Genomic DNA, 12,569 nt, shown 5'->3' with positions numbered 1-12,569 from the left:
GGCGACCGGCCGAGAACGCGCTCCCCTCACTGCGTCAGCAGGTCCGCCGCCACACCCTTCGGGTCGCTCAGGCAGCGCCACGCCGGGACGCGCACAGCGGGGATCCCTGTCACCTCTTCGAAGAGGGCGACCAGATCGAGCGTGCGGTACAGCGCCCGTCCCCGGTCGCACGCGGCCTCGTCGATTCCGGCCCGGTCTATGAAGACGGCGATCTCCCCCGAGCCCGTCGGAATGCTGAGATCACAGGAATAGCCGCCGAGGCGGCGGCCGACCGTCACGGCCACGCCCCTCTCCGTCAGAGCCGAGAACAGCGCTTCACGCGCCGCGTCATCCGGCAGCGGCGAGCCGCCCGCCTTCTCGTTCGACCTGGCGAGTTCCGCGAGTACGCCGTCACGGCCCGACCAGTAGGAGCGGTCACCAACGACATACAACCGAGATTTGGCGCGGGTGATGGCGACGTTCCACAGGTTGTGCTGAGAGGCGGCCCAGTTGCCGGACCGCGGGTCCACCCCCGTCGCAGCCGTGGGAGAGACCACGATGACATCGCGTTCCCCGCCTTGGAACGTGTGCACCGTGCCGACGCGGATCCGATTCCGTCCGGCCGCGCCCAGCAGATCCTCGATGGCGCGCCGCTGGGCTGTGAACGGAGTGACGACGCCGATCGACGTATCAGCGGGCAGCGACCACAGCTCACGCAACAGGCTGATGACGTGCCGCGCCTCGACGAGGTTACGGCACGAGCCGCCGTCGGGCCGTTCCGCTTCACCCCGCACATCGACCCAGTCCACCGCCGGGTCCATGGGATCCTTCAGCTTGTGCGTCCGGGTACGGATCGCCAGCCGCTCCCCGTAGAAGCGGCGGTTGGCGGGAGCGACGATATCCGGGTGGCACCGGTAGTGCTCGTCCAACCACATAACCTCGCCCCCTGCGCTGGCCAGCGCCGTGGCGGCGGCGTGGTAGGCGGACCCGCTGCTGTGGGTGAGCGATCGGTCCTCCAACCACTCCTCGCTGATGTCGGCCTCGCGCTGCGCCCGCCGGTCCTCGGCCGGGTCCAGAGTGTGAACGGGCTGCAGTTGATGCGGATCGCCGATGACGAGAGCTCGTTTGGCCCGGAAGAGGAGCGGGATCAGGTCGGCGACCGTGCACTGGCTGGCCTCATCGATGACGACCAGGTCGAACAGGCCGGCCTGGGGCGGGAAGACGCGCACTGAGCGGGAGGTCGTCGCCCAGGCCCGCACTACCTGCAGCAGGGAGGAAACGCCCTTCCACTGTTTGTTGTCGGCAAGCGCCTGGAGGCGATGGTCGATGCGCTCGTGGCCGTGCCGCAGAGCAGCGGCGACCTGTCCGACGACGAAGGGCGCGCTGTCATCGCGCCGTGCTGTGCGGATCTCGTTCGCGTCGTGGTGCAGGGTGTCCGGGGCGGACCGGGCGTCGAGGTCGGCGCGCGCCGTGCGCCACTGCTGTTCGGTCACCAGGAAACGCCAGAGGGCACGCAATTCGTCGTCCCGAAGCTCTCTCCCGAGGCCGCGTCGGAGCCGCCATCGGTGCCACCACCGTGCCCATCTCCCTTCCACCGCCTTTTCGACGCGCTCGGTCCATCGCTGCACGGTGTCGGCGTCGGAGAAGATTTGAGGGGACAGGTCCGGGGGCAGGTCGGCGATGTCGCGCCGACGCGCTGTGGCGAGGGCCGTGAGCCGATACTCGGCCTCGGCGACTGCGGCGAGCTCGGCCCTGATCTCGCCGAGCCGACGCTCATGCCCCTTGAGCCGTTCGGCGAGCGTCCGCACGTCGACCGGGTCGAACCGAGCAGCGCGCAGGTCGGACAGGATTCCTGGTTCGTTGCGGCGTTCATCGCTGTTGCCGGTACGTACGACCAGGTCGGCGCCGGGAAGCAGCTTGTTCGCCCGTGTGACCACTTCGTCCACTGCCGTGTTGTTCGTCGATGCGACAAGGACAGATTCGCCGTCCGCGACAGCTGAGGTGACGACCGAGGTGATCAGCTCACTCTTGCCAGTTCCCGGCGCCCCCGTGGCGACGGTGAGCCGCCGCGTCATGGCCGAGACGAGAATCCGCTCCTGGGAGGCGTTGCTCAGACCGGTGATCACCGGAGTGACACGCTGACGCGAGGGCGTTCGCTCCGCGGGGCGGCCGGTGAGCGCCGCGAGCGCCGTGCCCTCGATCTGGTCCGGCTTGATCGAGTGGTCACCGTCGACGTCCAGGTCACTGATGAGCTGCTTGGCGGCGCCGACCGCGGGGTCGGCGACGTACAGGAGGGCGACGTTCTGCGCCCCCGAGCGCAGGGGGATGGCAAGGTCCAGCTGAGCGCGCAGTCGTCCTGGTTCGAGGTCGTTCACACAGGTGAGGTCGAGCACCTTGCAGACGCTGCGGGCCTTGTCACCGAGTTTGGCGAGGCTTCCACTGGCCCAGTCCGCGCGGAACCAGGTGGTGAGTTCGTCCAGGTCGGGTGGGTCGAGATCGGCGGCTGTGGCGGCGAGTTCGGCGTTGAGTTCGATCTCGCCGACCGGCGTCAGGTAGAGAGCGCCGTTGTCCGCAACCGCTTCCACATCCATGACGAACAGCGGGGCGACCTTCCACTCCGCTCGTTTCCCCGGCCGGTGCGCGGCCGTATCGAAGACAACGGCGGGATACCCGTAACGCAGGGTCCGCCCACCGTCCGCGGCGCCGCGGGCCAGCGTCTCAGCGGCCCCGGTCAGCCGCCATCTCGTCTCGATCCCGCTCAGCAGCGCCTCCTTACCCATCGGGCAGGGGGCGTACTGCCGACCGTCCTTGTGCTTCGCATCCGGGAGCTGCTGAAGGACGCTCTGCCGTGCCAGGCAGGCGCGGTGGTAAGCGAAGAGCGACCTCCACTGACGGAGGTCGAAGTCGGGATGCGGGCCTCCCGTGTATGCCGCGCCGGTGTCGTCCGACGTCTCCGCACGCCCCGTGGCGGCTCCCGGCGTCCCGCTGTCGGATCGATCCGCGCCCTGCCCGGCGTCATCGTGCACAGGCTTCGCAGGGCGGCCCGACGTCCCGCCATCCACCCGCACGGCCGTAGCCGCCTCGACGTGCCGCGCGAGCGGGACACGGCCGACGGCTCCCAGCGCAAAACCCGTGACGCGCTGCCGTCCGTCGCGCTCCGCCTCGGCTCGGACAAATTTGTGCAGGCTCTCCCAGTCGATCCAGCCAGTGCCGTCGACGTCCTCGGCCTCCCCGGACAGCCCCCGGGCCACAGCCGCGCTGAAGGGTGACGGCTGTGCACCCGCCGAATTGTCTCCCTCGTGGGCAGGCTTGTCAGGCGCTGAGGAGGCGAGGACGTATGTTCCTTCTCCGCCGAGAAACTCACGCTGAAAGTCGATGAACTCCTGTTCGCCGCTGGACCGCGTTGCGAAACCGTCAGCGAAGGATCCGCTGTAGCAGCAGTCGAGGAGAACCACCTTCTTGGTCACACGCGAATCGTGCAGCATGCGCTGCAGACCTTCCGAGGACAGCCCTGTCGAAGCCACACGATCCAGGCGTGTGTCGGAGAAGGTGAGGTGCAGCCGGCCCGGGGTGTTTCGGACCCCGTGACCGGAAAACGACACGAACACCAGGTCGTCGGGTTTCCCAGAGTTCAACGCCTGCTCTATGGCGCCGGAGGCCTCGTCGTGCGTCGGGTCGAGAAGTGAAATCACCTCGTCGAAGTTCCCGTTGGCTTCGAGGGCGCCCCCGATCGCTGCGACGTCGGCCTGCGGCGACAGCAGATTCTGCAAGCCGGGATCACGGTACTTCCCCGTGCCGATCAAAATCGCGACACGTCTCACCGGTGACCGTCCTCGGCTGTGCGCTCGCTGTCCTCACTCTCGATTCCGGCGTTCGACCGCTCCTCGATGAGCGCGAGATAGGCCGCGACCTCGGCTGGATCGTGATCGCCCTTGACCTCCAGCTTCACTCCCCCGGCCTCCAGCGTGACCGATTTCTGGGCGCTTCTTTCCAACCAGGCCGTGGCAATGGTGACGATGTGCGGAAGGACGGTCTTGAGGGAAAGGCCGACGAGACTGATGGAGCCGAGGATCATGGGGGCATCGACGCGTGTCCCCGGAACCGGTTCGCCTCGCGCGATATCCACCTCGTCGATGTCGAGGCGCTCAAGCAGCCGCAGCAAGTTCCTGGTGTGCTGGTCCGCCTCCCGCTCCGTCACCTCGTCGTCGAATGCGATGCGAAGCGTCATTTCCCCTACGTTCGACCCCACGGCCACCAACTCTCTTCAGTTCACCCTTCGGCTTACTGCCCGGATACCGGACAGACATAAATTCCGTATGACCAATACGTCTAACAGCCCATGATGTGCCAGGGATGTATACGACGGAATATGGCCACTTCCGGTCATCGTGCACGAATTGTTCGGGCGTGCGCCCCGCTGCCGAGGTCACCCCATCGACATCGGCGGCAGCGAGGTCTCCGGGAGTGAGCCGGTCCCCGCAACTTCGGCGTTACGCCGACGGGCGTAGCCGAGTATGGCCTCAGTCGAGGTGAAGACCCGGTATCCGAGGGCTTCCAGCGCCGCGATGTCGGCCTCCTCGGGATCGAGTTCCAGGACCGCGGGATCGTCCTGCCCGGTCTGCAAACCGTCAGCCCACAGGGCCTCGGCGACAGCGAGCGGTCGGCCGCTGACAGGGTCGGAGATCTCCACGTCGAGCTCGGGACGTGCGCACCCCATCGAGGCGAGTTCGGCGATGAGCTCCTGCAACCCGGCCGAGCGGGTGTCGCGTTCCGGCTCCTCGGCGGCGACGGCGTCGAGGCGCTCCAGGTCGTCGCGGGCACTGGTCGCGCCCTTGCGCAGCTCATCAAGGAAGCGGTTGGCGGCATCAGCCAGGAGTTCGGTGCGCCGGTGGAGGAAGTCCTCGTAGCGCGCGATGTCGCGAAGCTCCGTGTCGAGCGGAATCCACTGGGATGCGAGCACGCCGGGCTGGCGCCCCTCGACGTCGACGAAATACTCCGCGGGGTCACGCTTGCTGACCTTGAGATTGGTGTCCTGAGTGAGGAAGCAGAAGTTCGCGATCGCGTTGACCTTATCGTGGGGGTAGTGCTGCTTCAACAGGGCCTTGGGGAAGATGTGGTGCATCTGGAGGCCGGTGAGATGGCCCAGCATCTCGGCGTGCAGGGGCAGTCCGGATCCGAAGTCCCGGGCATCGCCGACCCGGGTCAACAGGTAGAGCAGCGGGTAGAAGCGCGCGCCCACGGTGTACCCGGAAAAGTCGCCCGGCCTGATCCGCAATGAGCCACCACGCGACTCCTCCAGGACCCGGATCAGGCCGTCGATGCCTTCTGCTTGGGCCATGGCGTAGTCCTGTGCGAGGACGGTCTCGACCTGTCCAGTGAAACGGCCCCAAAGGGAGGCGTGGACGTACCAGTACAGGACGCGGTCGCGGTGCGCCGCGTCGTCGAAGTCGCCGCCGTTGAGGTGGAGCAGGCGGCAGACAACGGGGATGGCCATGCGGCCCATCAGGACGCGGTCGTGGTCCAGTCCGAGGCGGCCGGCAAGGGCGTCGAGGAACTTCCCGATGTAGCGGACGGTCGCCTCCAACGACGAACGGAATTCCTCGGTCGAGACTTTGGCCAGGCTGGAGAACACGGCACGACCGGTCGCGACAGCGGTGACACACCGGAGCAGCCAATCGAGACTGAACTTGAACCCGACCTGTTTCCACCTGTCCAGGTACTCGCTCATGGTGGCGCGGGCCTCGGGCCACTCCGAACAGAGCCTGGCGAGCGCGAGATCTCCCTTGCGGAGTTTGGTCCCGCCCATGTTCACGCGGTTGAAGATGTCGACGACGACCTCGACGGTCTTGTCCTTGCCAGTGATCTTCTCTTCATGGAAGTCACGCTCCTGGATCGCGAGGAGCTTTGTCAGTCGACGCATGAAGACGCGCTCGTCGGACCGGGAGACGCCATTGTCGAAGTCATCCAAGATCGGGTCGATGCCTTCCTGGAAGAGGCGGGACACGTCCACCCACAGGGGGTCGTCACGCATCTTCGTGGCCATGTAGAACTCGAAGTCCTCGCCCTCGGCATTGAAGTACAGGCCGGAGAAGGCGCTGGGGTTCCCCTCGAAGAACTTCGGCGGCCGGCCCCGCATCACGCCGTACAGCGACGTGATGCGCTGCTGTCCGTCCAGCAGTAGCGAGCGAGTACCGATGACATCCTGTTCGCCCCGGACCGATGCGGAGTCCACCTCCGTCTCCCAGACCAGGAGCGAACCGACCGGATAGGCGCGGTACAGAGAGCGCATCAGCCCTTTGACCTGGTCGCGGTTCCACACGTAACCGCGCTGGAACTCCGGAAGGAGCATCGCCCCACTGTCGACATGATCCAAGAGCGTGGAGAGTTTCGTCATCGTGTCCTCTGCGGCGCGTATCTGATTGGTACCGGATCCGCCCGATTATTCCGCAGGAAGCGACTCGATGCCCGCGTCCCCAGGAGATCGGCGGGATGAGCAGTGACATGTGTCCTATAGGACACACCCACACTTCGAAGACCAAGCGGAACGCCAAATGACACCGGAATACACAAGGGGACTTCGGGAACCCCAGCACCAGGACACTCGGAACTGCCGTTTCAGTCTATGGCGAGGTTCACCTTCCTGCCCTACAGGCACGGCCCGACTTCGGGGTCGATGTCAAAGGAGAAAGGAAGGGGCGAATAACAGGCTCGGCCCCGTCGAGCTGAAGAAACCGAATCCTCCACCGAAATCGGGGCAGCTGGAACTGCGGCTCCACTGAGCACCCCAGTTACCGGTCGACATCCCGGGTCATCGAGACCTCCGTCGGAAAGCGACCCTCGTTGATGGCGACCTTTTCTTTCAGGGCCGCCTCAAGGTCGACGCCCAACACGTCCGCGAGCCGGAGGAGGTAGCTCAGGACGTCGGCCATCTCCATGCGCACGGCGTGGGCCTTGTCGGGGTCGTTCATGACCTGGGCGGATTCTTCGGTGTCCAACCACTGGAACTCCGCGGCGAGCTCACCTGCCTCGCCGGTCAGGGCCATGGCGAGGTTCTTGGGGGTGTGGAACGGTTCCCAGCCGCGGCGGGCGGCGAAGTCGGCCAGTAGGGCCTGCATGGATGAAATGCTCACCGGTCATGCCTACCACCCGGCGGAGGGGGATGGTCACTGGTCCCTCGATGCCGCTATGCATGCGGCTCGCCTCCGGCTCTGGGGGGCATGCGTGGCGTCCGTGGCACCACAGGTGATGGAACACATACCCCTTCTTCGGAAATATCTCGCTGTAAAGATATTGTTGCCATTGGGCGGAGGACGCTCGACACCGTCGGCACCCCATCACGGCGAGGCCCACCGGCGCCGATCCGATGCCGGGTGCCCGGCCCTGAAGTGATGGGATCACCGGATCTCACCCCCACTCGGTCGAGTCTCCGCCCGTCAACCTGTCACCTGTCTCAGATCAAGGGAGAACGCATGGAATCAACGGGGACCGAGCACGATCGCGCGCCTGTGGAGAGTGAGGCGCGCAACGGACGGGCGCCGTTGTTGATCGTGTTGGCGCTTGGGGCGTTGACCGCGTTGGCGCCGCTGTCCCTGGACATGTATCTGCCGGCGCTGCCGGGGGTGGCGGACGATCTCGGGGTTCCCGACTCGACGGCGCAGCTCACGTTGACCGCGTGCCTCCTCGGTCTGGCGGTGGGGCAGCTCGTGGTGGGGCCGTTGAGCGACGCGCTTGGGCGGCGCCGGCCGCTGATCGTAGGGATGGCCGTCTACACCGCCGCCACGTTCGTGTGCGCGTTCGCGACCGATGCGACGGCGCTGATCGGGCTGCGGGTGGTGCAGGGGATCGCCGGGGCGTCGGGGATCGTGATCGCGCGGGCCATCGTCCGGGACATGTTCGACGGGGTGAGGGCCGGCCGGTTCTTCTCGACGCTGATGCTGGTCTCCGGAGCGGCTCCGGTGGCCGCTCCGCTCGTTGGCGGGCAGCTGCTGCGCGTCACGGACTGGCGCGGGATCTTCCTCGTCCTTGGTGCCGTCAGCGCGGTGATCCTGGTGCTCACCGTCTCGGCCGTCCGGGAGAGCCTCCCGCCCGAGCGGAGATCCGAGGGAGCGCTCGGGGCGGCCCTGCAGACCATGGGAGGACTCCTTCGGGACCGCGTGTTCACCGGATACGTGCTCACCGGCGCCCTCGCCTTCGCCGCGCTGTTCGGCTACATCTCCGGTTCGTCCTTTGTCGTGCAGGACATCTACGGGGCGTCAGCGCAGACCTTCAGCCTGCTGTTCGGCCTCAACGGTGTAGGCATCGTGATTACCGGCCAGATCAACGGCAAAGTGCTGCTCGGCCGCTTCCGCATGGAGCGGCTGCTCGCTATCGGGCTGACCGTTATCGCCGCTGCCGGGGCCGCCCTGGTCGCCCTGGCCCTGGCGCACGCGCCGCTGTGGGCGGTCGCGGCGGCGCTGTTCGTGCTGGCTTCGGGCATGGGGCTGATCCTGCCCAACTCCACCGCTCTGTCCCTGCAGCGCGCCGGGCACGCGGCGGGAGCGGCGTCGGCCCTGCTCGGCACGGCCCAGTTCCTCATCGGCGCGGTGGCGGGGCCGCTCTCCGGACTCGGCGACGGCAGCAGCGCACTGCCCATGGCCGCCACGATCCTCACCATGGCCCTGGCGGCGTGCGCCGCGTTCGTGCTGCTGACACGGACGCGAGCGACTGACTGACCCGATGACCCGGGCGAGACGTTGGGCAGCGGGGCGCCGTAGCCGTCACTCACCTCAGCCGCACTGCGGCCCATCGGGCCGCGGTGCATCCTCGGGCCGGTCAAGGCAGTCGGCGAGGACGGCGCGATGGGTCGGGCGGGCCTGGGCGTGCAGGGCTCGGCCGGAGTCGGTGGGGGCGACGAAGACGGCGCGACGGTCGTCGGCGCACATCGCGCGGGTGACGAGGCCTCGGCTTTCCAGGCGGGCGATGGTGCGGGACAGGGCGCTCTGGCTGAGGTACATCCCCGCGGCCAGGTCCTGCATGCGGAGTTTCTCGTGGTCCGCGTCGATGAGCAGGTCGAGGGCCTCGAAGTCACTCATGCCGATGCCGTGCTCCTCCTGCAGTGCGCGATCGAGCGCGCAGGACAGGGTGTGGTAGCGAGCGAGAAGCTCCCGCCACCTGGAAGCCAGGTCCACGTCACGTGTCGGCGTCATGGCCTGCAGCCTAACATGCAGGAACATCTTATGCACGGGCATTTAATGCTTAGACATTAGATGCACGAGCATGTAATGTCTCGGCTCGTGACTTCCACCGTGCCTACATCTGTCGTCCCGCCTGCCCCTCCGCACTCCCTTTCCGACACCTCCCGAGGCCCCTCGGATGCGCAGCGCTGGCCCCTCCGCCGCTGGGGACTGCTCATCGTCCTGTGCCTCGCGCTGTTCCTCGACGCCCTCGACGTGTCGATGATCGGTGTGGCGCTGCCGTCCATCGGCGCGGAACTCGGCCTGGCCACCGCCGAGCTGCAGTGGGTCGTCAGCGGCTATGTGCTCGGGTTCGGCGGCCTGCTGCTCCTCGGCGGCCGCACCGCCGACCTGGTCGGGCGGCGCAGGGTGTTCCTGATCGCCCTGGCCGCCTTCGCCCTCGCCTCCCTGCTCGGCGGTCTGGTCGACAGCGGACCGCTGCTCATCGCCAGCCGCTTCCTCAAGGGCATTGCCGCCGCCTTCACCGCTCCCACCGGCCTATCGATCATCACCACGACCTTCGCCGAAGGCCGACAGCGCAACCGCGCCCTGTCCATCTACACCATCTTCGGAGCCAGCGGGTTCTCCTCCGGGCTCATCTTCGGCGGCCTGATGACCGGCATCGGCTGGCGCTGGACCTTCTTCTTCCCCGTCCCGATCGCCATCGCCGCGCTCGTCGTCGGCTTCGTCCTCATCCCCCGCGACCGCCCCGACGCCACCGGCGGCTACGACCTGCTCGGCGCGATCACCTCGACGTCCGCCATGCTGGTCCTCGTCTACTCGGTTGTCACGGCACCGGAGACCGGCTGGCTGCACCCGCAGACCATCGGCCTGTTCCTCGTGGCCGCGGCACTCGTCGCCGCGTTCATCATGACCGAGCGACGCGTCGCCCACCCCCTCGTGCGCCTCGGGATCCTGCGCCTCGGCTCCCTCGTCCGCGCGAACGTCGCCATGATGGCCCTGTTCGGCTCATTCGCGAGCTTCCAGTTCCTCCTCACCCTCTTCCTGCAGCAGGCGCTGGGCCGCACCCCGCTCGAAATGGCGATGGCCCTGCTCCCCACCGGACTGCTGGTCGCGCTCAGCGCGTTCTTCTCCGACCGCCTCATCGACCGGATCGGCACCCCGCGCCTCATCGCCGTCGGGCTGCTCGCGCTGTCGGCGGGGTACCTGCTCTTCCTGCGCGTCGACACCGACCCCGTCTACGCCACGATGATCCTGCCGACCGCCCTGCTGCTCGGCGTCGGCTTCGCGCTGGGCTTCCCGTCCATCAACGTCCAGGCCACCGCCGGGGTCGACAATGACGAACAGGGCCTGGCGGCCGGTCTGGTCCAGACCTCGGGGCAGGTTGGCGGCGCGCTGGTGCTCGCCATCACGACGGCGCTCATCTCGGTCGACCACGCCACCGGCGAGGGTGCCACCTCCGGTGCCACCGCAGAGCAGATGCTCGCGCAGTTCCAGCCCGGCCTGTACTTCGTCACCGCGGTCGCTCTGCTGGGAGTCGCGCTGACGGCGCTCCCCCTGGTGTTCGGCCGACGGCCGACCGCGCGTACCGAAAGCTCCGAGGACGCCGAGGTCAGCGAGATGAAGACGACGGTGTGAGTGCAGCGCCCCTGCGTCTCCGACGCCCGGCCCCGACTTCCCCAGACTGGGGACGGGGGCCGGGACCGGGCGTCGGCAAGGGCCCTTCCAGCGGGGAGGACGATGCGAAGGGAGGGGCGGGAAAGGGTGGCAGAGGCCCCTGGTCAGAGCTTGCGGAAGTCGCGGGCTTCCTCGGCGGCGGTGGCGACCATGGACAGCTCGGCGCCGCTGCCAGCGGCCACCTTGGCCGCGACCGCCCCCTCCACGAAGGGCGCGTCCACCAGGCGCACCTGGGGATTCGGCTCGTCCTCCAGCACCATCCTGGTGGTCAGCACCGAGCTGCCGAGGTCGGCCAGGACGACCACGCCAGCGCCCGATCCCGCCTTCTCGATGGCCGCGCTCACCTTCTCATAGGACGTGCCGAGCCCGCCGTCGTCTGTTCCCCCGGCCACCGCGATGTCGACGTGTTCGGTGCCGAGTTCGCCGATCATCGCCGCCACTCCCGCGGCGAGGTCGGCGCTGTGCGAGACGAGGACGATGCCCACCCTGGCTGTCATGGAAGCAGACCCTACCCCTGCGTTTCCCGACGTGGAAGGGGTGTTCCGGCCGCGCATCAGCGGGTAGGTCATTTTCGGTACCCGATCACGCCGGTTCACCCCTGTCCCATTCCCACCTTTTCCGCCACACTTCCCATACCGGGCCATCAGCCGATCTCGCTCTTCCATCCGTCCGCTCCTACCTGCCACCCGACCACGGCGGGTCGGAGTCCGAGCAGGAGGTATGCGCCGTGAAGAAGTTCGTCAACAGCCCCGACACCATCCTGCGCGACGCCCTCACCGGAGTCGCCGCCGCCCACCCCGAACTCTCGGTCGACGTCGAACGGCGGTTCGTCACGCGCGCGGACGCACCCCGCCCCGGAAAGGTCGGCCTGGTCTCCGGAGGTGGGTCCGGCCACGAGCCGCTGCACGCCGGGTTCGTCGGCCCCGGCATGTTGGACGCCGCCTGTCCCGGAGAGATCTTCACCTCTCCCGTGCCCGACCAGATGCTCGGCGCCGCCTCCGCCGTCGACTCCGGCTTCGGCGTCCTCTTCATCGTGAAGAACTACACCGGCGACGTCATGAACTTCGAGATGGCCGCGGAACTGGCCGCCGATGACGGCCTGGAGACCGCCAGCGTGCTGGTCAACGACGACGTCGCCGTGCAGGACTCCACGTTCACCGCCGGACGGCGCGGCACCGGCGCGACCCTGTTCGTCGAGAAGATCGCCGGCGCACTGGCCGATCAGGGCGCCGACCTGGCCGCCGTGGCCGACATCGGGCGCCGGGTCAACGCGTCCTCGCGCTCGTTCGCCATCGCCCTCACCGCCTGCACCACCCCGGCCACGGGCAAGCCCGGCTTCGACCTCCCCTCCGACGAGATCGAGGTCGGCGTGGGTATCCACGGCGAGCCGGGCCGGAGCCGGGAGAAGATGCGCCCGGCGAGCGACCTCGCCGCCGAGCTCGTCGAGACCGTGCTGGACGACCTTCCGCCGTCGTCGGACTCCCCCGCGATCGTCATGCTCAACGGCATGGGCGGCACTCCCCTAATCGAGCTCTACGTCCTCTACGGCGAGGTGAGCACGCGGCTGGAGGAGCGCGGTGTCCGCATCGCCCGCAGCCTCGTCGGCAACTACGTCACCAGCCTCGACATGGCCGGGGCGTCGCTGACCGTCTGCCACGCCGACGACCGGATGATCGAGCTGTGGGACGCGCCGGTACGCACCCCGGCACTGCGGTGGGGCGTCTGAGGACGAAGGAATCA

At 67.9% G+C, this 12,569-nt stretch carries 9 protein-coding genes; 3 read left to right on the top strand and 6 right to left on the bottom strand.

Annotated elements, in window-relative coordinates:
• Positions 1 to 26: 26 nt before the first annotated feature.
• The 4 genes from CDO52_RS09155 to CDO52_RS09140 all read right to left on the bottom strand — a co-directional run bounded on the left by CDO52_RS09155 (position 27) and on the right by CDO52_RS09140 (position 7,094).
• Entirely contained in the window at positions 27 to 3,800 is a 3,774-nt protein-coding gene (locus CDO52_RS09155; protein ID WP_026125561.1) for an AAA domain-containing protein, read from the bottom strand.
• The gene (locus tag CDO52_RS09150) at positions 3,797 to 4,234 is read right to left on the bottom strand and encodes a hypothetical protein (RefSeq protein WP_152471525.1); all 438 of its coding nucleotides are present in this window, start codon (positions 4,232 to 4,234) and stop codon (positions 3,797 to 3,799) included. The genes CDO52_RS09155 and CDO52_RS09150 overlap by 4 nt, the downstream gene beginning before the upstream one ends.
• 171 nt (positions 4,235 to 4,405) lie before the next feature.
• The gene (locus CDO52_RS09145; protein WP_083919740.1) at positions 4,406 to 6,373 is read right to left on the bottom strand and encodes a GmrSD restriction endonuclease domain-containing protein; all 1,968 of its coding nucleotides are present in this window, start codon (positions 6,371 to 6,373) and stop codon (positions 4,406 to 4,408) included.
• A 394-nt stretch (positions 6,374 to 6,767) separates the two neighbouring features.
• Positions 6,768 to 7,094, bottom strand: a complete 327-nt coding sequence (locus CDO52_RS09140) for a nucleotide pyrophosphohydrolase (RefSeq protein ID WP_017617498.1) — start codon at positions 7,092 to 7,094, stop codon at positions 6,768 to 6,770.
• 354 nt (positions 7,095 to 7,448) lie between these two features.
• On the opposite strand from CDO52_RS09140, the gene CDO52_RS09135 reads away from it, so the two are divergent.
• A complete protein-coding gene (locus CDO52_RS09135) occupies positions 7,449 to 8,690 on the top strand; it encodes a multidrug effflux MFS transporter (RefSeq protein WP_017617497.1) in 1,242 nt (413 codons plus the stop codon).
• A 54-nt stretch (positions 8,691 to 8,744) separates the two neighbouring features.
• On the opposite strand, the gene CDO52_RS09130 is transcribed toward CDO52_RS09135, so the two are convergent.
• Complete coding sequence (locus tag CDO52_RS09130; protein WP_051060660.1) at positions 8,745 to 9,164, bottom strand: MarR family winged helix-turn-helix transcriptional regulator; 420 nt, start codon at positions 9,162 to 9,164, stop codon at positions 8,745 to 8,747.
• A gap of 75 nt (positions 9,165 to 9,239) precedes the next feature.
• On the opposite strand from CDO52_RS09130, the gene CDO52_RS09125 reads away from it, so the two are divergent.
• Entirely contained in the window at positions 9,240 to 10,790 is a 1,551-nt protein-coding gene (locus CDO52_RS09125; protein ID WP_017617495.1) for an MFS transporter, read from the top strand.
• A 143-nt stretch (positions 10,791 to 10,933) separates the two neighbouring features.
• Here the strand turns inward: CDO52_RS09125 and dhaM are convergent, their stop codons facing one another.
• Positions 10,934 to 11,326: a dihydroxyacetone kinase phosphoryl donor subunit DhaM gene (dhaM, locus tag CDO52_RS09120; protein ID WP_026125558.1), complete on the bottom strand. Its 393-nt coding sequence runs from the start codon at positions 11,324 to 11,326 to the stop codon at positions 10,934 to 10,936.
• 230 nt (positions 11,327 to 11,556) lie between these two features.
• On the opposite strand from dhaM, the gene dhaK reads away from it, so the two are divergent.
• On the top strand, positions 11,557 to 12,555 hold the full coding sequence (gene dhaK / locus CDO52_RS09115; protein WP_017617493.1) for a dihydroxyacetone kinase subunit DhaK: 999 nt from the start codon (positions 11,557 to 11,559) through the stop codon (positions 12,553 to 12,555).
• Positions 12,556 to 12,569 lie beyond the last annotated feature (14 nt).

Origin of the sequence: Nocardiopsis gilva YIM 90087, assembly GCF_002263495.1 — a bacterium.
GTDB lineage: Bacteria > Actinomycetota > Actinomycetes > Streptosporangiales > Streptosporangiaceae > Nocardiopsis_C > Nocardiopsis_C gilva.
This window is presented reverse-complemented; position numbering and strand designations above follow the sequence as displayed.

Bases quoted from the DNA above. Each gene is read 5' to 3' on its own strand.
- CDO52_RS09145 (WP_083919740.1), bottom strand. From the start codon at position 6,373: ATGACGAAACTCTCCACGCTCTTGGATCATGTCGACAGTGGGGCGATG.
- CDO52_RS09140 (WP_017617498.1), bottom strand. From the start codon at position 7,094: ATGCAGGCCCTACTGGCCGACTTCGCCGCCCGCCGCGGCTGGGAACCG.
- CDO52_RS09135 (WP_017617497.1), top strand. From the start codon at position 7,449: ATGGAATCAACGGGGACCGAGCACGATCGCGCGCCTGTGGAGAGTGAG.
- CDO52_RS09130 (WP_051060660.1), bottom strand. From the start codon at position 9,164: ATGACGCCGACACGTGACGTGGACCTGGCTTCCAGGTGGCGGGAGCTT.
- CDO52_RS09125 (WP_017617495.1), top strand. From the start codon at position 9,240: ATGTCTCGGCTCGTGACTTCCACCGTGCCTACATCTGTCGTCCCGCCT.
- dhaM (WP_026125558.1), bottom strand. From the start codon at position 11,326: ATGACAGCCAGGGTGGGCATCGTCCTCGTCTCGCACAGCGCCGACCTC.